Below are 22796 nucleotides of genomic sequence, written 5' to 3'. Positions count from 1 at the left end.
CGAGTGTAACCGGTATTACATAGAACCGGATTGACCTTATCCACTTAATTGATTAGCTTAGCTGAAGACTTTGTCGTCGCTGCCAAATGCGCTGTCCTAGAACTTGAAAGGCAAGCACCGTGATTGCCCCTGAACCCCTGGCTGGCCGTCGCAACTCGTCGCACCCAAAAGCTGCCACGCCTGGACGAGGCCGCCGGCGGTTGCAGGATGGACTTGTCGGTATCGGTGGGAAGCAGCGATGACCCGGGCTCTCAGCCGAATATGGCTGCCCATCTTGATCGTGGTGGCAGTGGTGGTCGGCGGTCTCGCCGTCGTTAACCTGCGGTCTGTTTTCGGATCGAATCCCGTTGTGGTGACGCCCAAAGGCTCCGACAGCGCAGCGGACTTCAATCCTAAAGTCGTGACCTATGAGGTGTTCGGCTCCGGGGCCGGCGCGGTGGTCAACTATCTGGATCTCGACGGTATACCGCAGCGCGTCGAGACCGCGCCGCTGCCGTGGACGCTGCGATTGACGACCACCAACCCCGCCGTGTCGCCGAACATGCTGGCCCAAAGCGACGGGCAGGCCATCAGCTGCCGGATCACCGTCGATGACGTAATCAAAGATGAGAGGACTGCCACGGGCGTGCATGCTCAAACCTTCTGCTTGGTGAAGTCCGCATGACCACGTACGTGGACGACGCCCCGACCGATGCCATCGCCACTGCCCGGCATCAGTCACGCCGCCCGCGGATCCCGCGACTCATCCGTGCGTTCGCGGTCCCGATCATCCTGGGCTGGATTGCCCTCATCGCTGTGCTCAACACTGCGATCCCGCAGCTCGACGAGGTGGGCAAGCTCCGCGCGGTGTCGATGAGCCCTAATGACGCACCGTCGATGATCGCGACCAAACGCGTCGGTGAGGTGTTCAAGGAATACAGCACCAGCAGTTCGGTGATGATCGTGCTCGAAGGTGACCGGCCGCTGGGCGCCGACGCTCATGCTTTCTACGACCAGATGGTGCGGGACCTGCGGGCCGACACCAAACACGTTCAGCACGTTCAGGATTTCTGGGGTGACTCGTTTACCGCCGCGGCCGCCCAAAGTCCGGACAACAAGGCCGCATACGTGCAGGTCTACATCGCCGGTGACCAGGGTGAGTCGCTGGCGAACGAGTCGGTGGCAGCGGTTCGGCATATCGCCGCGAAAAATCCCGCGCCGACGGGAGTGAAAGCCTACGTGACCGGGCCGGCGGCGAGCACCGCTGATCAGAACGCCGTTGGTGACAAGAGCATGGAGATGATCGAACTCGTCACGTTCGGGGTCATCATCATGATGCTGCTGATCGTCTACCGGTCCATCGTCACCACTCTGATCGTTTTAGGGATGGTCGTGCTGGGACTCTCCGGCGCGCGGGGACTTGTGGCATTCCTTGGCTACCTACATGTCTTCGGTCTGACGACCTTCGCGACCAACATGGTGGTCACGCTCTCGATCGCCGCGGCCACCGACTACGCCATCTTTCTCATCGGCCGCTACCAAGAGGCACGTCGGGCCGGTGAGAATCGAGAATCCGCGTACTACACCATGTTCCATGGCACCGCACATGTCGTGCTGGCCTCTGGACTCACTATTGCCGGAGCGACCTTCTGCCTGCACTTCACCCGGCTGCCGTACTTCCAGACAATGGGCATCCCGTTGTCGGTCGGCATGAGCATTGTGGTGGCGGCAGCGTTGACGATGGGCCCAGCGGTCATTGCGGTGTGCAGCCGGTTCGGCAAATTCCTTGAGCCTAAGCGCATCACACGGTCACGTGGATGGCGCCGGATCGGTACGGCCAGCGTCCGCTGGCCGGGTGCGATCCTGGTCGGTGCGGTCGCCGCGGCACTGGTCGGCCTGCTCACCCTTCCCGGGTACCACACCACCTATAACGACCGCATCTACCTGCCCGGTGACGTACCGGCCAACGTCGGATACGCGGCAGCCGACCGGCACTTTTCCCAAGCGAAGATGAATCCGGACCTCATGATGGTCGAAACCGACCACGACATGCGCAATCCCGCCGACTTCCTGATCATCAACAACATCGCCAAAGCGCTGGCGCGGGTGCACGGCATCGCCCAGGTACAGACCATCACCCGCCCCAAGGGGGAGCCGATCGAGCACTCCACCATCGCCTACACCGTCGGCCAGAGCGGCACCGCACAGATCATGAACAACGACTACCAACAGACGGTCCTCGACAACACGTTGAAACAGGCAAATGACATGCAGGTCTCCATCGACTCGATGGAGACGATGCAGGGCATCACCCAACAGCTGTCCGAGGTCACCAAGAGTATGGCCGCCAAGATGGACAACACGTCGCTGGACATCCAGGATTTGCGCGACGATATGGCCAATTTCGATGACTTCTTCCGGCCGCTGCGCAGCTACTTCTACTGGGAAAAGCACTGCTTTGACATCCCGATATGCCAGTCTCTGCGGTCGGTTTTCGACGCACTTGATGGCATCAGCACGATGTCCGACGATTTTCAGGACATCGTGCCGGACCTGCACCGCATGGCGGGTCTGACCGGGCAGATGGTCGCGGTGATGCCACCAATGATCCAAGTGATGAAGAACCAGAAGCAGATGATGCTCAACCAGTATCAGGCGCAGAAGGCCCAGCAAGACCAGACCCAGGCCATGCAGAACAACAACACGGCGATGGGGCAGGCCTTCGATGCGGCCAAAAACGACGACTCGTTCTATCTGCCACCGGAAGCATTCCAGACCAACGACTTCAAGCGCGGCATCAAACTGTTCCTGTCTCCCGACGGCCATGCTGTGCGCTTCACCATCATTCATCAGGGTGACCCCTTGACCGAGGGCGGCACGTCACGCATCGAACCGCTCAAGATCGCCGCAGCCGACGCGATCAAGGGCACGCCATTGGAGGGTTCCTCGATCTATCTCGGGGGCAGCGCGGCCATGTACTACGACATGCAACAAGGCGCCAACTACGACCTGCTGATCGCGGCGGTGGCGGCACTGATCCTGATCTTCACCATCATGGCCGTCCTCACCCGCGCGGTGGTCGCGGCAGCGGTGATCGTCGGCACCGTGGTACTCAGCCTGGCCGCCTCGTTCGGGCTGTCGGTGTTGTTATGGCAGCACGTTGTCGGTATTCCGCTGCACTGGATGGTGCTGCCGATGTCGGTGATCGTGCTGCTGGCCGTGGGCGCGGACTACAACCTATTGCTGGTGTCTCGCATCAAAGAGGAGATTCATGCTGGTCTCAATACCGGGGTGATCCGCGCGATGGTCGGTACCGGTTCGGTGGTGACGGCTGCGGGTCTGGTGTTCGCCTTCACCATGATGTCGATGTCGGTGAGCAAGCTCATCATCATCGGGCAGGTCGGCACCACCATCGGCCTTGGCTTGCTGTTCGACACCCTGGTGGTTCGCTCGTTGATGACGCCGTCGATCGCCGCGCTGCTGGGTAAGTGGTTCTGGTGGCCGCAGCGGGTGCGCCAGTATCCCGTGCCGGCAAGTTGGCCACAACCGATTCAGCGCGCCCCCCAGGAGGATCTGGTATCAAGCATGCGATAGCTACCGTAATAACTTGTGCGGTAACACTTCCTCACGTCTGTCATCGCCTGCGGCACGAACGCCGATTTCGGTCAGCAATTTTGCGCAATTGTCGGCGCGGCCCTCCATACGGTTGGCGGAACTACTTGCGGACGGCGTCTGTTGGAACCGACTCCACCCCAGGTTCGATCCACGTTGGGTGCGTCGGTGCGCTGGGTACTACAACGGAAAGGTTTGTGAGCGGCGGAGGGCGGCGGGCCATTCCGAAACGATCCCGTCAGGGTCGTGTGACCCGACTTGGCTCAATTTAGCTTCTCCGGGGCGCTTCGTTCTCCACCGTGGTGATCGAAAATTCCGCCGGCCAGTTGCGGTTGCGAGCGGGGTCAGGTCGGCGTTGGTAGAGCGGCAAGGCGCCCGACGGTTCATGCTAGCCTCGAAGTTTCGTGTCGTTGAGAGTTTTGACGGCGTGTAATGCACGGAAGTGCCTGTCCTGCAGGGGATTCTTGGATTGCTGAAGTCTCAAGATCTCCGAGCGGGAAGGCACTCCGTAGGTGAAGCGTAACGCAGTTGCTGGGCTGGTTGTCGATCATCGCCGCGAGTCGTTGGTGACGTCGTCGGGGGCGGTGATGATGAACGAGACGATCCGGGTCGCTGGTCTGCGACCAGCGCTGTCGAAGGCCCTGTCTGCGTGGTGCCCGTCGCGGGCGCGCCACGATCCGGGCAAGGTGCTGCTCGATGTGGCGATCGCGGTCGCCCTTGGCGGTGATTGTTTGGCCGACGTGGCCGCGGTGCGCGCGCAGCGCGACCTGTTCGGGGGCGTGGCCTCTGACCCGACAGTGTCGCGGTTGTTTGCGGCGTTGGCCCTCGATGCCGTCACGACCGATGCTGCGGTCGCGGCGTTGCGCACTGCGCGCGCTGTGGCCCGCGAGCGGGTCTGGTCACGGCGTCGGCCGCTGGCGGGTACGCCGGGAACACGCGATGGCGGCCAGGTCATCGTCGATATTGATGCCACAGTGGTGATGGCACATTCGGACAAGGAGGGCGCCGAGGCGACCCACAAGATGTCCTATGGGTTTTCTCCGATGTGCGCCTTTGTCGACCATGGCGAGCACGGCACCGGAGAAACTCTGGCACTGGATCTGCGCCCGGGAAAGGCCTCGCCGTTCAATAGCGCCGATCACATCACGGTGCTGGGCGCCGCGCTGGACCAACTGCCCGCCGCCGAGCGGGGCCAGGTGCTGGTTCGCGCCGATGCCGGCGGGGCATCCAAAGCATTCATCCATCACCTCACCGACGCCGGTCTGCAGTACTCCATCGGGTTTGCTGCCCACGGGCCGGTCCAGGCCGCCATCGAGACGATCCCCGAGCAAGCCTGGGTTGCGGCACTCGACAGCGACGGCGCACCTCGTGAGGGTGCCCAAGTCGCCGAGCTCACCAACTGGATGCCGAGCCCGGTCAAACCCACCCGTTCGCCAGCCAGGTACGGCCCCCAGGAATGGCCGGCCGGAATGCGGGTCATCGCCCGCCGTGAACGTCCCCACCCCGGCGCCCAGCTACGGCTGACCGACCACAACGGCTGGCGAATCACCTGCTTTGCCACCAACACTCGCGGAACCGGCTGGACACTGCCGACCCTGGAAGTGCGCCACCGCCAACGCGCCCGCGCCGAGGACCGTATCCGCTGCCTCAAAGACAGCGGCCTACGTAACCTGCCCTTTCACAGCTACCAGGCCAACCGCATCTGGCTCGAAATCGTCGCCCTGGCCGGCGATCTGATCGCCTGGACCCAAACCCTGGCCTTCGACAGCCATCAACCCGCCCGCAGATGGGAGCCGAAACGTTTCCGCTTCCGACTGCTCGCTGTGGCCGGCCGAATCATCCACACCGGCCGACGACGAAGACTCCGCCTGCCCCAGCACTGGCCCTGGAATCACCTCATCGACACCGGCTGGGCCAGCCTACGCACCACCTGAACAAATCCCACCCGCCCACCCACCAAGGACCCGGAGAGCCGGCGACACAGCGCCGGCGATCACCGCTGCACCACACAACCACAGCAGCAGCCAACACTGCCGCCACGCCGACCAACCCACCGACCAACAACGACATGAAATTTCGAGGCTAGAGGGGTGTTTCGGTTGACCTCGGTCACGCAATGTTGCCGGTGCGCCCGCAAATTGGCCTGAGCGTGGAGAGCCCCTTATCCACGGGGACGGTGGAATGCTGCCGTCGAGCACGAGAGCCAGAATTCTGACTCGTCCCCGGCTCTCCCCGGAACACGCCTCTTTGTCAATCTCGTTGAAAGGCAGTGAGTTTGAGTTGGATGGACACGCTGCACCCGCGATGCGCGCGGATCGACTGCTCGAATAAGGACGCGAAGGTTTGTATCCGAGTTCAGGGCCAAGCACGCAAACGAGCGTCATCGACCGCGACGACGTGGGGAGCCACGACGTCGCAGATTCTGGTGTTGCGTGAGCACCTGATCGCCGAGAAGGTCACGTGCGTGGTGATCGAGTCCACCAGCGATTACTGGAAACCGCTTCACTATCTGCTCATGACGAGCTGAACATGATGCTGGTCAACGCGTCGCGGGTTCGGAATGTGCTGGCCGCAAGAGCGATGTCCGATGCGGCGTGGCTGGTCGATCTCGATGCCCACGGACTGGTGACGGCGTCGTTGGTTCCGCCGCCACCGATCCGGGCGTTGCGGGATTTGACCCGCACCCACATCACGCGGGAACGCTCCCGCGAGGTAATGTGGTTAGAGGCGCTGCTCGTACTGATCGCCGGCCATAATGATCCCGCTGCGATTGCCGATCTGGCCAAGCGGACACTGCGCCGGAACCTGACCCAGGCGCTGGTTGGCCGAACACACTGAGCATCACGCGTTCATGACGCGGTTGTTCCTGGATCGCATCGACGCGCACAGCGCCGATATCGCTCTCCTCGATGAACGCATCGAGGAGATGATGGTTTCCTTTCGCGCTGCCCGGCAGCTCTTGATCAGGATTCCCGGGTTTTCCGGCAAGACGGCCGAGATGTTCATCGCCGAGACCGATGGAGACATGAGCGTGTCCCCAGTGCGGGTCATTTGGTGTCCTGGGCAGGGGTCTCACCGGGCTCCAAACGCAGCAGCGAATCGATGTCCACAAACATCCGCTCGTCAGTGCTAGCCAGCAGCGGGGTGCGCGCGGCCAGCGCGATCAGATGTGCGCGGGCCACCGCGGCGAGTTGCTTGCTGTGCCCGAGGGTGCACTCCCGCAGGAACATCCCCAACGTCGCGGGCCCATACACCTCATCGAACACCCGTGGGGGCCGCCGACACGCAGCACGCTCGCGTCATCGATACTGTCGGCACCGCAGGCTATCCCGCGACAATGGACGTCTGAACCTCGGGTGGAGTCGGTTCCAACAGACGCCGTCCGCAAGTAGTTCCGCCAACCGCATGGGGGCCGCGCCGACAATTGCGCAAAAATTAGTGAGCGAAATCAAAACGCAGAGCGCCGCCAAGGGCGCACTGCCGATCCTACAGGGCGGCGACGGATCCCTGCGTCTTTGGCGGGCGAAACCTGGGTCCTTGCGCAGTTGGCCGAAACACGTGGAGCCGCAATGTTGGTGAGGCCAAGCGGGGCGCTCCTACGATGGAGGAGCGCCCCGCCGACTCAGGGGGCCGCCACCTCCGAAGAGACAAGTTGCGTCCAGTTTCAAATGTGAACATGCAGGGTCCCAGGCAAATCAGGGCGAAGATCATGCCCCAGTCGTAGCACCGTCGACTGCGGGACGCGCGGCGAGAACGTCTAGATACTCGTAGAATTCGACGATCTTCCCGCCACGGCCGCGCAGGAAGAAGACATAATTTCCCTTGTAATCACCGCCGTCTTTGAGAATGGCTTCGCTTCCAGCACGACCGATAGCAAGCTCCGGGTCATCGGTTTGATAGATCTCCAGACCTGTGTACTTAAATCGCTGGAACATCTGTCCCAGCATTCCCATTACCTCGGCAACTTGCTCTTTGCCTTGTGTTCTGGGTGGTAATCCGGGAGCGGTGAAGGGCACGTACAAAACGATGTCCTCCGCGAACACTTCGGTGGCGCAGCTGAGTTCATCCACGGCCTTAAGCCAAGTGCGGAGAAGCTCGGTCGGCGTCTGCTCTGTCATTTTCGTTTAATACCTTTCCCGTGTGTCATAGTGTTCTACTCGTGGTGGTGGCGGTGTTGGCATCACGACCCGCCGGGATCTGTTGTTAGGTTGGGGTTTTTGTTGTTTGGGCGTGTTTGATGAGTTGTTCGGCTGCGATGTATCCGAAGGTGGAGGATTGTCCTAGTGAGATGCCGCCGCCGGGGTATTTGTCTCCCATGCAGCTGGCGGCGGCGGTGCCGCATGCGTAGAGGCCGGGGATGGGGGTGTTGTCGTGGGTGAGGACGCGGGCGTGTTGGTCGGTGAGCAGACCGCCGGCCATGCCGACGTCGGTGGGATACATTTTGGCGGCGTAGAACGGTGCCTTGGTGATGGGGCCTAGGCAGGGGTTGGGCTTGTTTGTGGGGTCGCCGTAGGCGCGGTCATAGGCGTTGTCTCCGCGCCCGAAGTCTTCGTCGATGCCGGTGATCGCCATTTTGTTGAAGCGTTCCACGGTGTGTACGAGACCATCGGGGTCGATACCGCACTTGGCGGCGAGCTCACGCAGCGAGCCCGCTTTGACCAGGTGCCCGCTTTTGAGCCACGCCCGGGGCGGCACCGCCGGGGGAACTTGCCCCAGGGTCCATTTCCTGCGGTGGATGGCATCAATGATCAAGTAGGCCGGGATCGCCGGCACGCTCTGTTGGCGTGCGTATTGCTCGTTGCCCAGCGACATGTAGGACTGCGCCTCGTTGGCGAAACGCGAACCACTGTGATCGACCAGGATCGAGCGCGGTACCACCCGCTCGGAGATAAAGACCTGGCATACGCCGTTCTTGTCCATCAGACCGGGCAGATAAAACGCCTTGTCCAGGTTGCTGGTCGCAGCACCGATGGCAGTCGCGGCCAGCAACGGGTCACCGGTATCACCCTCGTTGACCGCGGTCCACTCGACACTGGCCGGATGCGGCCCGAACTTCTCGCGTAGCTGCAGGTTGCGCGCAAAGCCACCGCCGGCCAGCACCACCCCGTGGCGCGCGCGGATCGCGACGCGACCGGCCGGCTGATCGACGATCACACCGCTCACGTGGCCGTCTTCATAGATCAACTCGCGCATCGGGCTGTTTCGTGCGATGCGCAACCCGCGGCGTCGCGCCGCGGCGAGCAAATGACCGATATAGGACTGTCCCATGATCAGGGGTTTGACACCGGTGACCCTCCACTTGAGAGTCCGGGCGATGATCTTGGCGGTATCGAGCCTGGCCCGATTACTCACGCCCGCGTTCAGTACGGCGCGAAACTCCGGAATCGAGGCCAATACCATCCCCGCGGTGATGTCGGGCCGCGGCCGCGGCAGATCCTGCCAGGGACCCAGCGTGCGGGCATCAAGCCAGGGCGTGCTCAATTGCCGGTGAGTATGCGACCCGGGCGCTTCGGGGTGATAGTCCGGGTAGTCAGGAACGATACTGAGCGGGATCCCCTCGGCAAGCAGGAACTCGATCATCCGCCGGCCCCCGCGGATATAGGCCTCCTGGCGCGCCGCACTGGTTGCCGGGCCCTGATCCCCCACCACAGCCTGCAGATACCTCAGACCGTCTTCCACGCTGTCTTTGAACCCGGCCTTGCCCATCACCGGGTTGTCCGGGATCCAGATTGCGCCATGGGAATACGCGGTCGTGCCACCGAGCAGATCACTTTTCTCCAGCACAATCGGCTTCAACCCGGCGGCCTGCGCGGCCAGGCCCGCGATAAGCCCCCCACAACCCGACCCGACCACGATCACGTCGGCCTCATTGACCCCATCAGCATTGACCGCATCCACTACGCCATTGCCCGTCATCGATCGATCCTCGCAGTCACGTGACCCATTTCCCAGAAATTCGCGGTTTTACGTCGCTGTCAAAAATTACACCATTACGTCAGCGCCCATGTCAACCCACCCCCACACCCCACCTGATACCGCAATCACCACACCGCCGCCGATGCATAGGCCTTATGTCCAAGCGACGAGCTGTGGTACGACTGGCAAGACCGATCCGCTTGATCTGACGAACTAGCGGCCGCCGTCCGCCGCCAAACCCGGTGAACGCCGTCGGAGGCTCGTCAAAGGCAGTCCGTCCAGGGGCGTGATTGACATCTAAGTCAAATTTCCGTCTAAACTATAATTCGACAGTGGAGTCGCGCGATCGACGGCGGGAGCTGGTGCTTCGTCGTCGTCGTAGTGAAGAAGGAGTGAAGTTGGGTCGCATACCGTTGAGCTTCCTGGCCTGAAAAACTTGCAGAGTCAGTGCCCAAAGTCTCGAGTATGACTTCCACTAGCTTTCTGAAAGTTGGAATGTCGCGCAACCCGTCGTCGATCGCCGCGCTCCTGCGCATAGCAGACGGGCGGGGTTACCGGGTGCGCGATTGTCTGGCGGGTACCCAGCTCGAACCTGCGGACATCGGACGAGGCCACTTCTCCGCCGACACTTCTCAAGAGCTGACAATAATCCGAAATCTGCTGCGTGTGTCGGGGAACGAGTCCGGCCTTGGAATACAAGCCGGCAGCGTCGGAAACCTTGGTGTCCTGGGTGTTTGGGGGCTGGCCCTCCCGCTCTGTCAGACGATCCGAGACGCAATCCGTGTGGCCTTGCGGTTTGGATACCGCAAGTTCTCATGGGAGTTGGTGGCTCCCACGATCATTCCGTGTACGGGTGGATTGCACATAGTGCACGAGACCTCAGGCCTTCCAAGCGATGTACGAGCGTTCCTGATAGAGCGCGAGCTGGCGTACAAGCTCACAGTCATATCACTACTGGCCGATCGTGCGATTTCCCTCCGCGTCGAATGCACTCTCGATGCTCACCGCGGTTCGGTGTTGGCGGAGCAGTTTCCTCAGCATAGCTTCGAGTTCGGTTGCTGCACGGATGCAATCATCTTGGATACAGATCTGCTGAATCTTTCGCTCCCAAACGCGGATCCGGATGGCTTACGGCTCTGTGAGCGGCAGTGCGAAATTCTCCTCGCGACTCGGCCCGACCGAGCCAGCGTGGCAGCTGAAGTTCGTAACTCCCTGCTTCAGAAGGGTCCTTCCCGAGCATCTCCCTCCGCAATCGCAGCCCAGCGTTTCGTTGACCCCCGTACGCTCCGTAGGCAACTCGCGGCGGAGGGTACTTCATACCGCGCGCTGCTCGACGAAGTACGCCAGTCGGTGGCCGTTGAGCTTTTGACAACGACAGGACTTCCGGTCGACAAGATCGCCGCCCAGGTCGGATACACGGATGCCGCCAGCTTCTCCCGCGCATTCAAGCGCTGGACCGGGGTCTCCCCCGGATCCGCCCGGACAGCTCTGACCGCAGCCGCACCGGAATGGCCATCCGAAACGGACACGGACTGTCCGCTACAGCCATTGTCCCCACGTGCATCTGCTGGTTAGCGTGTTCGACATGTCGACGAAATATGCGCATCTAGCGATGGACTGGATTGACGCTCTCAACTCGAAGAAGTCCGACCAGATCCTCCGCCCCTGGGCGGATGGGTTCGTCATCCACGCCGGAGCCAGTCTGGGCGAGATCAATGACCCAGCTTCGCTGACCGCACTGATCGAGGGATTCTGGAATGCCGTGCCGGATTTGCATGTCGTGATCGAAGATCTGGTCTCCGACGGCGACCGCGTAGCGATCCGCACCCGCTCGACCGGTACCCATCGTGGTGAGTTTGCCGGTTCCGCCGGCACCGGCAACCAGGTGTCATTCCCGGCCTATGCCATCTTGAAGGGTACCGATGACGGTATCGCGGAGGAGTGGGTCCTCGATGATCTCCTGACCTTCTTGATTCAGATCGAGGCCGTACCTGCCAACATCGTCATGGCTGGCCACGAGGCACGCCACTGATGTCGGTCCCAGAAGGACGCGAACAGCGTCACAAAGGCGATCAAACGCCAGAACTAATCGAGCAGCTTTTGGAGGCCCATATCGCCGCCGAGATAGCTGATGACCTCCAAGCCACCTTAGGGTCCATGTGTACGGAGCCAAGGTGGGAGTGCCCGCCCCTTAACTTCCGTGTCACCGGGGTACCGGCGGTGCGCGAGTTCTACAGACGCATCCTGAAGAACTATGTCCCCCGGATTAAAGGCTTAGAGGAGCTGTCACGATCTTTCGGCGCCGGCCAGGGCGTGATTGAGCACATTTTTACCATGGAGATGCCCGACGGCACTATGCGGAAGGGCCATCACATCGCACTGGCGGTTATCGAAAACGGCCAAATGGCATGTGAGCGTGTCTATTTCGATGGCATAGTCGAAGAAGTATTCCGCTGGGCGCTCGGCGAAGACTTTTTCGCGCTGCCCGGCGTAACACCCCTGAATCCAGAATAGGACAATGGCAAATGGTGTCCTATCTGCTCGACTGTGAGAACCCCGCTTCCGGCCGCAAAGCAGGCGGCGAGGGCCCAGGTCTCTCCTGTCCCATCACGTCGCGTTTCTCTCAAACCGACAGCTGTAAGCCACCTGTGCTGAGTCTTACTAACTGACAGTACTGACAGCAGAACATATAGTCGGGTACCGCGTCCGTGCGCACACATTCTCACGGCTGCCCTTTGGAAGGAGTTTGGAATGACTGCGTCCTACCACGACCGTGAGGCCATCCGCGAGTTGACGGCACGATACAATTTCGCCGCCGACGCAAAGGATCTCGAGGGCTTCGCTGACTGCTTCGTCGAGGACGGTGTGTTTGAGGCGGTTGGCCAAGTCCGATTGCAGGGCCGAGAAGCCCTCAAAGGGTTGATCGCGGGACTCACCTTTCCCACACTCCACGTCACCGCAGACGCGGTCGTTGATGTCGATGGTGACACCGCGAGGCAGCAGGCGTGCTCAATCATCTACGGGCGTAATACTCACGAGAATGACGTACGGGTGGTGACAATCGCACGATGCACCGATCGGTTCGTTCGGACCGCTAAGGGATGGCGGTTCATCGAACGAATGGTGACGGCATACAACGACCTGGGTATCGCGTTGGCAGAACTCTCGTGATCCGAAGTCCCCTTTGGCTGTGCGAATGTTCGCCTCGGGAAGCACTTGAGGTCACTGGGCGCTAAATCGACAACCATGAATGCCCGCCGTCTCCGGGATTGCAACGTGTCAGCTATGAAGTCGACCCACGCATAAAAGTGGAGATGATAGAGATCGATTGGATCAATTGGACATAACGTCTCGCGAGGTAGCTAGCGATCCGTGAACGCTTCAATCACCGCAGCAGGATCGAAAAATTCAAGATGTTCTTGGATCAGTCCGTCCTGAAAACGTAGACGCAGTACATAGTAATTGACGTAGGGTGCGCCCCAAACGGTTTCGGCTTCTCCGCGGGCGGTGACGAAGACTAAATCTGGATCGTCAGCCGCCACATGCGCATCGACATCGTGAAAGCCGAAGTATTTCCATTCCTGCCACACGTCCGCCACGCGTGCACGGTTGGCTTCGCGGCCGATTGTTGGTGCATTGTCACCGGGCATAGTGACAGCGTGCAGAGTCAAGTCTTCGGCCACAACGTCGTCCCACTCGTCAAGTGCGCCGCGTGCAAGCACATCGAGCCACTGGCGGGCTTTGACTGCATTGTCAGTCACGGAAAACCCCTCTATCGATCCGATTGATACCGGCGCTCCGCGGCAATGGCGCCCGAAACCCTAATGTGACACCACATATATCAATTGACAATTGTAGTGAATTTTCGACGGATTCGTCAAGGACTCGAGAGGTAAATCCGACCGAAAGCTCCACCAGCCGAGGGTGCTTTAGTAACAATCGCGCCAAGGGAGCAACCAAACGCGATCGCCAGTCCATGGCCACCACACTATGCGGCGACCTTGAGGATGAGAACAATCCTTGCTGGCGTCACTCTGGCCGACATCGGCGAAGGCATCGGACACCACGACTTCAACGCTCGTGCATAGCGCGGCGTCATAAGATCTGCTAGCTATCCGTCGATATCGTCTGGTCTGCAACACATTCCGTTCTGGAGTCATTGGCGGCAGCAACGTGATACAGCGAGCGCCAACCACGAGCTATCGCGCGCTAGACGTTGGCGTCCGGCGACTTCATGGTTGCTCAATTGGCCCGTACCTAGTTCTCCGGTGGTTGGTAGCCCGCCGCCGAGTTCCGCAGTTGCCAGATCTGCGCAGGGCACAGGAGATTAACCGCGTACGAAATCAAGTAATTAGACGCAAACTCGTCGTTGGGCGTCATCCCGCTTTTGACGTCACTCATTATTTGAGCGTAGCCTTCGCCCTCACTGACTTTGCCGCAGATTCCGTAGCCATATTTGACGGCTTCGTCTAGGTTTGCAAAGTTGTAGTGCCGTCGCACCATCACGTCATACACATACTCGACCTCTGGAGCCGGGGCGGCCTGTACCGCCGTGGCTCCACAGACGGCCGTGGCGACCATCAAGACGGCTAAGCAACTAGCGCGCTTTATGGCCCTTGCCCTGGCCCGGCTGCATCGTGTCACGCGAGGCCGGATCGATCTGCGGTTAGATGCACGCAACGACCACGCATCGCCATGCGCGAGCTGACCGCTGATATGGGCTTTCCGGTATGAACTCATATCATCCCTCTTGCTTCATGATCGATTGAGGCACTGCGCTGGTTGGCCTAATTCGGCGGATAAGCGGGCGGCGGATAGACGCCTCGTAGGATCCAGGGCAACCATCTGATGCCGTATTCGAGTTCGTCGCTGGCGTCGTAATCAGGGTTGGGGTCAGGCGGAACGTTCTCGCCTTGGGTATCGATTGGTTGCTGCGGCTGCCCATAGACTGCCACCACGACAGTGCGATCCGGACTATTTGATGTCCACACTCCGACTTGGCTATTAGCGCAGTTGGACATGATGCCGAAATCAACAGGGTCGTGATACCACCGGTTGATCAAATCGTTCCCGCTGATCGCAATGGACTGATTGATCGCCACGGTTTCGGCCACCTGGCCTCGGTAGCCGGCAGCATTGGCGCGATCTTGCGGCGTGGAGGCATCCGAACCGATATCACCGTCGAGCGCGCGGTTGTTCAGCACATCCTCGGCGTGCCGCTGCGCAGCATTTTGCAGTAGCAGGTTGGGTCTGACGTCGTTGGTACAGCCCGCCTGATGCTGCACCGTAAAAACATTGGCGACCACGCCGTCGTTGAGTCGCTTGTTGTTCGGTATCAACGTGTTGTTATCGCCGTCCGCATGTGCGGCCTGGGCACCCAGCAGGCTACCGGCGGCCGCGCAGACCAAACCGGACAACGTCAATGGCCGATATCGCATGTCGATCTCCCACCTGTTAGTCGCCGAGCACTGAACAATGGCTGGCGCACCGCGGCATCGCGGTTTAGACCGGTTCGAAGCGCGAAATGAGCCATCGGCCATGGACCTTGTCGAGGGTGACGGTCACGGTAGAGGCGGTGTCGGTGGGTGCGTCATCTCCGATGGTGATCGTCTGGTTGACGAAAACAAGTACCACTGCGTGGTTTTCGGTTGCCGAAACCGACGCAGCTCCCGGAACCGAGGCCACTGCGGAGATTCTTTTCTGTTTGGCGCCCGGAACGACGACCTGGTTGATCAACTGAGAGTATTCATCGCGGAATTTGCCGGTCAACCGGTTAGCCGCGGCGGGTAACTCCTTGTCCACGGTATCCGGGCGGTACGAGAGCATCGTGATCGTGCTTTCGGTCGCGGCTTGGGTCGACTGCACGGCCGCCGTCCGCGCCAGCGCTGCTGAGCCGGCTTGCCACTTCAGGTAAGCCCCACCAAATGCCAGTATCAGCGCCAGCGCCGGCAGAATCCCATAGCCGATGATGCGTTTCGAGGAGAACCTGGCGGCGCGCCGACCCTCGGGCGTTCCGGCAAGGCCCACCTCGTCAGCGACCTCAGCTTCCTCGCAAGTACCGGCGCTCGCACCGATGTCCGCTGGGCGGTCGTGAAGAGCCGGCGCTTCGTCAAGTTCGGACCGCGATCCGTCCGTGGTGTTGTCGGTGAAAGTCGGCACAATGGGCTCCAATCCGGTAATCGAGTCTTGCTCAGCCGCGGTCATGGCACGAACTGAACATCGGATACCTTGCTGCTGGCACCGATCTTCTGCACGTCCATCCGCATCCGCCACCTACGCGGATCTTGTTCCGGCGCACCGGCAGTCGACGTTTTCACTGAGACCACGACCAACACCCGCGCCTGGGCACCATCCTGCGACTCCAGGCCTGCTGCGATGATGGTGCCCGCCGATTTCGACTGCGCCTTTTTAACGACGTCGATGAACGGTTGAGACCGCTTTTGGAAATCGTCATGGAAAGCACCGGTCGACGAATCCAGGATCCGCTGCACATCGGCGTCAACTTTGGTGTAGTCGATGGTGGTCAAGTTGACTGCCCCCTGCTGGGCTACCGCCACCAGCTCGTTGCGCAACTCCTGCTGTTGATGGCTTTCATACGACCGGTAGCCCATCCAGCCAGCCAAACCCCCTAATACGACGACGACGGCAGCGCCTATCGCGATCTCACGGGGCACGCTCCAAAAGCTCTGGTGGCCAATGGCTTCGGCGCCATCTTCGCTATCGGTTTCGTGTTGATCCGCCCCGTCACACACCTGCTCCATGGCTGTGGACTCATCCTCCGCGGACAACAAACGTTCCTGCGCCATCGCCGAATCCTCCGATGCCACGGCCGAGTCCGTCATCGCGGGCGATCCGTTTAGCCGCTGGCCGACGGTATCAGCATGCTTTGCCATGTTTGCTCCTTTACGGCTCCACGGGCCAGGTTTGTTTGGGTGTACACACGCCCATCCGGTCCAACGTATTTGCCGGTGGTCGGGTTGTAGTAGGCAGTCGCTATCGGCGGCGGTCCCGGGTGCTGAGGAATTTCCTGCGCCGACGGCGTCAGCTCAGGCTGTGAACTAGGTTCGGGTGAACCTTGTTCGTGTGCTGGCGTTTTCGTTCCCGGGTCCAGCTCCGGGACGCTTTGCCCCGAAAGCGTCGCGTTCGGGTCTCCCTTCCAGTTGTAGCCATCATTGAGCGGTACGTAGGGCTTATCGCTCTCGCATAGCTTCACGGTCGCCGCGCGCTTACCCGGCCGCGTCTCGCATGGGTAGTTGCGCGCGCCCCGCACCACATTTGGCGCGTCTTGCGGTATGCGACAGTAAAGATTGCCGGCCGGGCGGTCCGGGTAGTCCTCAAAGCTGGGCGAGCGAATCTGCTGGGGGGGAAGGAATCCGGTGGTACAGGGTGGCGGGTAGTTGAGGTTCAGGTTGAAGCTCAAATAGGCGCCCGAGTAGTCTTGCTTGGTGTTGGCGTTCGCCACCGTGATCGCTTGAATTATTCCGACATCCTCCGGCGCCAATACCAGCACTTGCTCGAGGTTCCCCCGGTACGTGATCGCGACCTGGCCGACACTGACCAAGTTGGCGAGCACGATCGGTAGCGTCGGTTGCACCCGATCCAGTAATTTGCGAGTCTCGTCGATCGCCGGGCTGCCCTGCTGCAGTAGCCCTTTGAAACCATTGTCGTTGGACTGAATCTGCGAGGTGATGGTCGCCAGGTGAGCGGCCCAGGCCTGGATTGAGTCGGAAGTATCGATTTGGGAGTCGAACACCGGTTTTGATTCGTCGATCAGGGTGACCAACGAGTCCAGGTTCTTTCGCGCGTCGATCGCCAGCCTCGTCGACCCCTTCACCAGGCGGGATACCTCTGGACCAAGCCCGCCGACGGCCGTGTAGCCCTCGTCGACCACTGTCTTCAAGTTTTCACGCGGGATGGCCTTCAGACCGCGGTTCGTCGCTGACAACAGCGAGTTGATGTCGGGCGGAACGTAAGTGACCCCGACAGGGATTACGTCACCGCCCTTTAGAGATGGGCCACTCGAGCTTTGCGGCAACAACTCGACATACTGCTCGCCGACTGCCGTCATGCTGTGCACCTCGACGCGCAAATTGGCTGGGATATGAATATCCGATTTCAACTGCAACACCGCTTCGGCGCCGGTCTGGTTCAACCGCACGGCGTTGACCCGACCCACCTCAACACCGCGGTATGTGACGTTCCCGCCTTCGTAGAGGCCGCCCGCCTGCGGGAGCTGTACCGTCACGGTGTAGCGATCAATGCCGAGGATCCGCGTCGGTATTTGCATATAGACGACCAGGATTACGGCGCTCATACACAGGCCCAGCGCGGCGAAAACAACCAGCTGAATTCTGACTTGCCTGTTCAAGTACATTTCATTTGCCCTGGTCGAAGTGGTAGGGAGCAATTAGCGGATTACCCGGGTTGAACGGACCGCCGGCTGTGCACGGGCTGGGCATCTGGCCGATGGTGCGCCCCCACTGGAGTTCCAGCTCTGTCAGATTGCATTCCCACCGGGTGCCGGTAAAGAACGACGCGTCAATTCGGCTCAGGGTCAAGTCGATCACGGCTGTCGAGTTCGCATAGTCTCCACGGATGAACTTCGTCAGAGTTGGGTTGACGAATGGGATCGTGGTAAATAGATCCAGTGACCTGGTTGCTGCCGGCCCGGCATCGGCAACTGATTGCAGCACCGGACCGAGATCGGCGAGCTCCTTGACCAAATTCTCTTTAGTCTGGTTGACCGAATCCGCTGTCAGCGCACTGAATTTCCCTACCTGATCGAGAGCATCTACGAGGTTCTCTCGAGTGTCTTTCAGCACCGCCAGCGCATCCGGCAGGGTCTTGAGCGCTTTGTCGATCACCGGCTTCTGGGCGGCGAATTGCCCAGTTAGGTTGTTCAGACTGTCCGTTGCCTTAATGATGTCATCTTTCTGATCGTTGACATAGCCGACGAATTTGTCGAGCTGTCCAATCAGGCTTCGCAGGTCCTGCTCGCGCCCAGAGAACGCGGTACTCAACGCTTTAGTAAGGTCTTGCGTCTTGCCGAGTCCGCCCCCATTGAGGAGCAGCGAAATCGCCGCCAGTGTCTGCTCGGTTGTCGGGTATGAACGCCCTGCCGCCAGGGGGATACGTGAACCGTCTTTGAGCTTGCCCTGCGCCTGCACGTCAACAGGAGCCGCCAGCTCGACATGCTTGGACCCCAGCAGGCTGGTCTGCCCCACGGTCGCCGTCGCGTTGGCTGGCAGGTCGACATCGGCGTTGAGCCGCATCGTGATTAGCGCATGCCAACCTTGCCGTTCGATCTTGGTCACGTTGCCGACTGCCACATCGTGGACGCGAACCTGTGAATTCGGCTCGAGGTTCTCAACATTAGGCTCCTCGGCCTGCACGGTGTACGAACCTGGGCCGCCGCCTTTGGTCCCCGGCAATGCAAGCGAGTTCAATCCCCGGAACCCGCACCCTGTTAGTTGGGCAACGGTCAGTAGAACCAAGAGGCTGGCGCCCAGCGGGCGTCGCAGCAATCGCGGCATCCTCATCGCCCGCCTCCTGCGGGCACCATCATGCCGGTCAGGCCTTGGGCCGGATCTGTCACCGTCGGTTGGGACTGCGGTGGCGGAGGCGCCTCAACGGCCGACTCAGCCGCAGGCGGGGCAGGAGCGGTCTCAGCGGGTGGGCTAGTCGCCGGTGGCGGTTGCGGCGGAATGTAATCCGGTCGCAGCCAGTCCTCGCTGTGGGTGACTTCGTTGGGACGAGCCGCGGGTCCCACGAAGGGATTCATCCCCAACGGCAAAAAATTGTATTGCCGATTCTTGATAATGGGGGTCAGATACTGCACACATAGCTTCGCCGATTGCGCGGCGCCCATCCGCGACGCGGCCTGCACTCCCGCGCACAGGAACTGAATTATGTTCGCGAAGTTGTTGAGGGCAAGCACGCCGCTCAGGGTGCTCTGCGCCGGCTGGTACATGTTCTCGACATTCGAGACCACGTTGGGGGCGACATGCAGGGTTTGCTTGAGGTCGTCCAAGCTCTCGACCAGCGCTTGAGACACCGATGCCAACTTGTCCGACGTCGTGCCGATGGCTTCTCGGTTGTCGCCGACGAAGCTTTTGACGTCACCAACGACATCGTTCAAGTTCCGGATCGCATCGCCGACCTCGGCGGGGTCGTTGGACAGCACTCGCGTCACCGCGGCCAGGTTCTCGTTCAGCTGACCCAGCAGGCCGCTGCTGTCCCGCAGCGCCGACACCAGAAGGGATAGGTTCTTCATGGTGCTGAAAAGGTCGTCGCTGTGGTCACCGAGCGCTGAAACCGCTTGAGATAACTCAATTATGGTGTTTCGGATATCAGCACCTCGACCGCGCAGGTTGTCGGCCGTGGTGTTGACGAAACTCCCCAGAGTGCTAACGCCGCCCGGCTTGGTCGGCTGGAGCATATCCGTCAGCTTCTCCAGCTGCTGACGTAGATCGTCATACTCCTGCGGAACCGCCGTCCGCTGCTGCGGGATCACTGCGCCGTCTTTCAGAGCTGAACCGCCGGTGTACGCGGGCGTCAACTGGATGTTGCGAGCCGTCACCAACGACGGCGACACGATCACCGCTTTGGCGTCGGCGGGAACGCGGTACTTGTCGTCGTACCAAAAAGAGATTTTGACGCGGTCGGGCTGCGCTTCGATCTTGGTGATCTTGCCGACCGGAATCCCAAGAATGAGCACATCATCGCCCACGTAGACGCCGGTACTGTCGGCGAAGTATCCGACGACGTTCGTGCGGCCGATGCCTGTAGCAAACCGCACTACCCCTATGACGCCACCGATCAACACGAGCACCAGCGCGATCGCCAACCCGATCCGCGCGGTCCGTGACCTCATCATCGCGTCCCCTCCGATCCTGGTGACGGGGTCGGTCGCGGCGGCTCGCCCGGGGCGGGCACGTACAACGGGCTCGGCGTCGGTTCGGGTGTGGATCCAAGTCCCTGTGGCGGGACTGCCGGCGGTCCGGGTGGCGGGCCGCCGGCTGGCGGTGCGGGGGGCGGTTGCCGATACGGGTAGCAGTGTGGGCCCGGCAACGGAACGCCGGGCATACCGCATGGTTGGTCGCTGGGATTGCCAGTGATGGCGTCGGGCAAAGTGCGTCTGGGTTCCCCGCCCTGGCCGGTCCGCGGATACGGCACCGGCAGCGGCGGCGTTCCAGGCTGACCCGTCTGCGGATCGGAGAGCTGCGACGGCGTCAGGGTCGCCGGATCCAATCCAAGGTCGCCGAATGCCGCATCGATAAATGGTTGAATGAACTGGCCCGGGAGCAGGTTGACGATGTACGCCTTGAAAAATGGCCCAGACGCCAGCGCCTCGCCTAGCGACAAAATGTAGGTGTTGAGCATTGGAATCGCTTCTTGGACACGCTTTTTGCGATTGTCTACCAGGGTCAACACCCCATTCAGCTTGTCTAACGCCGGCTTCATCGTTTCCCGGTTTTCGCCGATGAAACCTTTCAACTGCAGCGCCGCTGTCGAAAGGTTGCGGGAGATCTGGCCGAGCGCCTGGTTTTGGGTTTCGAGCTCGGCCAGAAGCCCGTTGGCGTCGCGGACGAGCCTGACCACCTCGTCGCTGCGGTCCGCGAGAACTTTCGTCGACTTTTTCGCGTTGCTCAACAGGTTTCGCAGCTGCTCGTCGCGCTGATCCAGCGTATGCGAGAACCGCGCCACACCTTCGACCGCAACCTTCAGCGCAGGCGGAGTGTCAGACAACGTGGTCGCCAGCACGGATAGCGAGTTCGACAATTGGCCGGTGTTGAGGTCATTGATGGTCCCACTGAGATCACCTAGTGCATCGGGCAGTTGGTAGGGCGAGGTGGTCCTGTCGAGGGGTATCGGTCCCCGTTGTTGCCCTTCTCCGCGGGAATGGACATCGAGGTACCTGATACCCAGCACGCTTTTCGACTTGATCGCCGCCTCGGTGCGTTCCCCCAACCGGATGTCGTTGTCGATCTTGAATTTCACCAGCACGCGCGGTCCATCCAGCGCGACACTGGAAACATTCCCGACCTTGAAACCCGAAACCTGAACGTTGTTGCCGGGTTTCAAGCCGCCCCCCTCGGCGAAATAGGCCGAGTATTCCTTGCGTGCGGCGATAAATGGCAGCTTCTCGTAATTTAGCGCTATCCAAGTCACAAATATGATGGTGACGATACCGAGCGCGCCGATGATTAGAGGATTACGTTCAGAGAAAGTTTTCATCGAGGCGTGCACCTCCCCGAGCTCTGGCCGGCTAGTTTGATATAGACCGGCTGACCTCCCTTGCCGTTTACCTTCAGGACAAGGTCACACAGGTAGAAGCTGAAAAAGTCGCCGTACAGACCGAGCCGGCCCAGCGTCCGATAGGCATCGGGCAAGGTGTCCAGCAAATGATCGACGTGGTCGTGGTCCGCCAGCACGACTCCGGAGGCCCGATCGGTCTCAGTCATCGTCTTCTTGAGCGGTGGTCGAGCGCGAGTCAACAGATCGGCGATCGACCCGGCGGCCGCGTTGGCATATGCGACCCCAAGGCTGATGTCCTGCTTGCGAGCGGCGAGGCCCTCCACGAGTTTGGACAACGAGTCGACCGCTTTGGCGAACTGGGTGCTCTGGTCACCTAGGGAACCGAGTACGGTATTTAAGTTGTTGACTACCTGACCGATCAACTGGTCTCGGTCGGCGAGCGTATTCGTCAGTGCCGCAGTCTGGCCGAGCACCGAATTCAGGGTCCCGCCCTCACCTTGGAACGCAGCTATCAGCTGACCGGTCAATGCGTTGACCTGGTCGGGGTTGAGCGCGCGGAAGAGCGGCCGAAAGCCACCGACCAATGCGTCCAAGTCGAGTGCTGGGTCGGTCCGGGTCAACGGGATGACATCGCCCGGATTGAGCCGCTTGAGTCCTTCGGTCCCCTGCTCAAGAGCCAGGTATCTGCCGCCGATTAGGTCCTGATAGTGGATCAGCACCTTGCTGCCCTCGGTGAGAACGACTGAGGGATCTGTGGAGAACTCGACGAGCACGGTGGAGTCATCTTGAATCTTGATGTCTTTGACTTTGCCCACTTCAACACCGGCGATGCGAACGAAGTTGCCCTTCGCCAGCCCGGACACATCCGTGAACTTTGCCGTATAGGTGGTCTCCGGTTGGAAACGGAGCTGGGCAAAGACGAGGAACATTGCAGACATGGCCGCCAGGCAAACCAACACGAAGGCGCCGACGCGCCAAAGCGTGCTTGCCAAGTTTCCTCGCACGTGTGTGTCCCTCCTTCGAATTCAGGT

21 protein-coding genes are annotated in these 22796 nt (G+C 60.7%); 8 read left to right on the top strand and 13 right to left on the bottom strand.

Annotation, left to right across the window (positions count from 1 at the left end; translation table 11 throughout):
• The first annotated feature begins 238 nt into the window (after positions 1-238).
• From ACZ50Z_RS01740 to ACZ50Z_RS01725, 4 genes are all read left to right on the top strand, one after another.
• A complete protein-coding gene (locus ACZ50Z_RS01740) occupies positions 239-664 on the top strand; it encodes an MmpS family transport accessory protein (protein ID WP_464481994.1) in 426 nt (141 codons plus the stop codon).
• The gene (locus ACZ50Z_RS01735; protein ID WP_464481993.1) at positions 661-3573 is read left to right on the top strand and encodes an MMPL/RND family transporter; all 2913 of its coding nucleotides are present in this window, start codon (positions 661-663) and stop codon (positions 3571-3573) included. The genes ACZ50Z_RS01740 and ACZ50Z_RS01735 overlap by 4 nt, the downstream gene beginning before the upstream one ends.
• 530 nt (positions 3574-4103) lie before the next feature.
• Positions 4104-5525 (top strand): IS1380 family transposase, encoded by a 1422-nt coding sequence (locus ACZ50Z_RS01730; RefSeq protein WP_464481992.1) that lies wholly within the window; start codon positions 4104-4106, stop codon positions 5523-5525.
• A 526-nt stretch (positions 5526-6051) separates the two neighbouring features.
• Entirely contained in the window at positions 6052-6429 is a 378-nt protein-coding gene (locus ACZ50Z_RS01725; RefSeq protein ID WP_464481991.1) for a hypothetical protein, read from the top strand.
• A gap of 209 nt (positions 6430-6638) precedes the next feature.
• On the opposite strand, the gene ACZ50Z_RS01720 is transcribed toward ACZ50Z_RS01725, so the two are convergent.
• From ACZ50Z_RS01720 to ACZ50Z_RS01710, 3 genes are all read right to left on the bottom strand, one after another.
• A complete protein-coding gene (locus tag ACZ50Z_RS01720; protein ID WP_464481990.1) occupies positions 6639-6857 on the bottom strand; it encodes a hypothetical protein in 219 nt (72 codons plus the stop codon).
• A gap of 441 nt (positions 6858-7298) precedes the next feature.
• Positions 7299-7709, bottom strand: a complete 411-nt coding sequence (locus tag ACZ50Z_RS01715; RefSeq protein ID WP_464481989.1) for a nuclear transport factor 2 family protein — start codon at positions 7707-7709, stop codon at positions 7299-7301.
• Between the two features lie 85 nt (positions 7710-7794).
• Positions 7795-9507, bottom strand: coding sequence for an FAD-binding protein (locus tag ACZ50Z_RS01710; RefSeq protein ID WP_464481988.1), 1713 nt, complete (start codon positions 9505-9507; stop codon positions 7795-7797).
• Positions 9508-9972: 465 nt separating this feature from the next.
• On the opposite strand from ACZ50Z_RS01710, the gene ACZ50Z_RS01705 reads away from it, so the two are divergent.
• The 4 genes from ACZ50Z_RS01705 to ACZ50Z_RS01690 all read left to right on the top strand — a co-directional run bounded on the left by ACZ50Z_RS01705 (position 9973) and on the right by ACZ50Z_RS01690 (position 12678).
• A complete protein-coding gene (locus ACZ50Z_RS01705; RefSeq protein ID WP_464481987.1) occupies positions 9973-11082 on the top strand; it encodes a helix-turn-helix domain-containing protein in 1110 nt (369 codons plus the stop codon).
• Positions 11066-11539, top strand: a complete 474-nt coding sequence (locus ACZ50Z_RS01700) for an ester cyclase (protein ID WP_464481986.1) — start codon at positions 11066-11068, stop codon at positions 11537-11539. The genes ACZ50Z_RS01705 and ACZ50Z_RS01700 overlap by 17 nt, the downstream gene beginning before the upstream one ends.
• A complete protein-coding gene (locus ACZ50Z_RS01695) occupies positions 11539-12021 on the top strand; it encodes a hypothetical protein (RefSeq protein WP_464481985.1) in 483 nt (160 codons plus the stop codon). Before ACZ50Z_RS01700 ends, ACZ50Z_RS01695 begins: the two co-directional genes overlap by 1 nt.
• A 237-nt stretch (positions 12022-12258) precedes the next feature.
• A complete protein-coding gene (locus ACZ50Z_RS01690; RefSeq protein ID WP_464481984.1) occupies positions 12259-12678 on the top strand; it encodes a nuclear transport factor 2 family protein in 420 nt (139 codons plus the stop codon).
• 191 nt (positions 12679-12869) lie between these two features.
• On the opposite strand, the gene ACZ50Z_RS01685 is transcribed toward ACZ50Z_RS01690, so the two are convergent.
• The 10 genes from ACZ50Z_RS01685 to ACZ50Z_RS01640 all read right to left on the bottom strand — a co-directional run bounded on the left by ACZ50Z_RS01685 (position 12870) and on the right by ACZ50Z_RS01640 (position 22769).
• On the bottom strand, positions 12870-13268 hold the full coding sequence (locus tag ACZ50Z_RS01685; protein WP_464481983.1) for a nuclear transport factor 2 family protein: 399 nt from the start codon (positions 13266-13268) through the stop codon (positions 12870-12872).
• Positions 13269-13764: 496 nt separating this feature from the next.
• Positions 13765-14088 carry a DUF732 domain-containing protein gene (locus ACZ50Z_RS01680; RefSeq protein ID WP_464481982.1) on the bottom strand — a complete coding sequence of 108 codons (324 nt, stop codon included), beginning with the start codon at positions 14086-14088 and terminating at the stop codon, positions 13765-13767.
• 206 nt (positions 14089-14294) lie between these two features.
• The gene (locus ACZ50Z_RS01675) at positions 14295-14945 is read right to left on the bottom strand and encodes a CAP domain-containing protein (RefSeq protein ID WP_464481981.1); all 651 of its coding nucleotides are present in this window, start codon (positions 14943-14945) and stop codon (positions 14295-14297) included.
• A gap of 64 nt (positions 14946-15009) precedes the next feature.
• Positions 15010-15711 (bottom strand): hypothetical protein, encoded by a 702-nt coding sequence (locus ACZ50Z_RS01670; RefSeq protein WP_464481980.1) that lies wholly within the window; start codon positions 15709-15711, stop codon positions 15010-15012.
• Positions 15708-16295: a mammalian cell entry protein gene (locus ACZ50Z_RS01665; protein ID WP_464486042.1), complete on the bottom strand. Its 588-nt coding sequence runs from the start codon at positions 16293-16295 to the stop codon at positions 15708-15710. The genes ACZ50Z_RS01670 and ACZ50Z_RS01665 overlap by 4 nt, the downstream gene beginning before the upstream one ends.
• A 68-nt stretch (positions 16296-16363) precedes the next feature.
• The gene (locus tag ACZ50Z_RS01660; RefSeq protein WP_464481979.1) at positions 16364-17881 is read right to left on the bottom strand and encodes an MCE family protein; all 1518 of its coding nucleotides are present in this window, start codon (positions 17879-17881) and stop codon (positions 16364-16366) included.
• A 1-nt stretch (position 17882) separates the two neighbouring features.
• Positions 17883-19040, bottom strand: a complete 1158-nt coding sequence (locus tag ACZ50Z_RS01655) for an MCE family protein (protein WP_464481978.1) — start codon at positions 19038-19040, stop codon at positions 17883-17885.
• 2 nt (positions 19041-19042) lie between these two features.
• On the bottom strand, positions 19043-20380 hold the full coding sequence (locus ACZ50Z_RS01650) for a virulence factor Mce family protein (RefSeq protein ID WP_464481977.1): 1338 nt from the start codon (positions 20378-20380) through the stop codon (positions 19043-19045).
• Positions 20380-21744, bottom strand: coding sequence for an MCE family protein (locus ACZ50Z_RS01645; protein WP_464481976.1), 1365 nt, complete (start codon positions 21742-21744; stop codon positions 20380-20382). The genes ACZ50Z_RS01650 and ACZ50Z_RS01645 overlap by 1 nt, the downstream gene beginning before the upstream one ends.
• Entirely contained in the window at positions 21741-22769 is a 1029-nt protein-coding gene (locus ACZ50Z_RS01640) for an MCE family protein (protein ID WP_464481975.1), read from the bottom strand. Before ACZ50Z_RS01640 ends, ACZ50Z_RS01645 begins: the two co-directional genes overlap by 4 nt.
• Between the last annotated feature and the right edge of the window lie 27 nt (positions 22770-22796).

It is taken from the genome of Mycobacterium sp. NTMscope_MAC_269, from assembly GCF_976985695.1.
The sequence above is the reverse complement of the archived record's forward strand: the minus strand, read 5'-3'. Positions and strand labels throughout refer to the sequence as shown.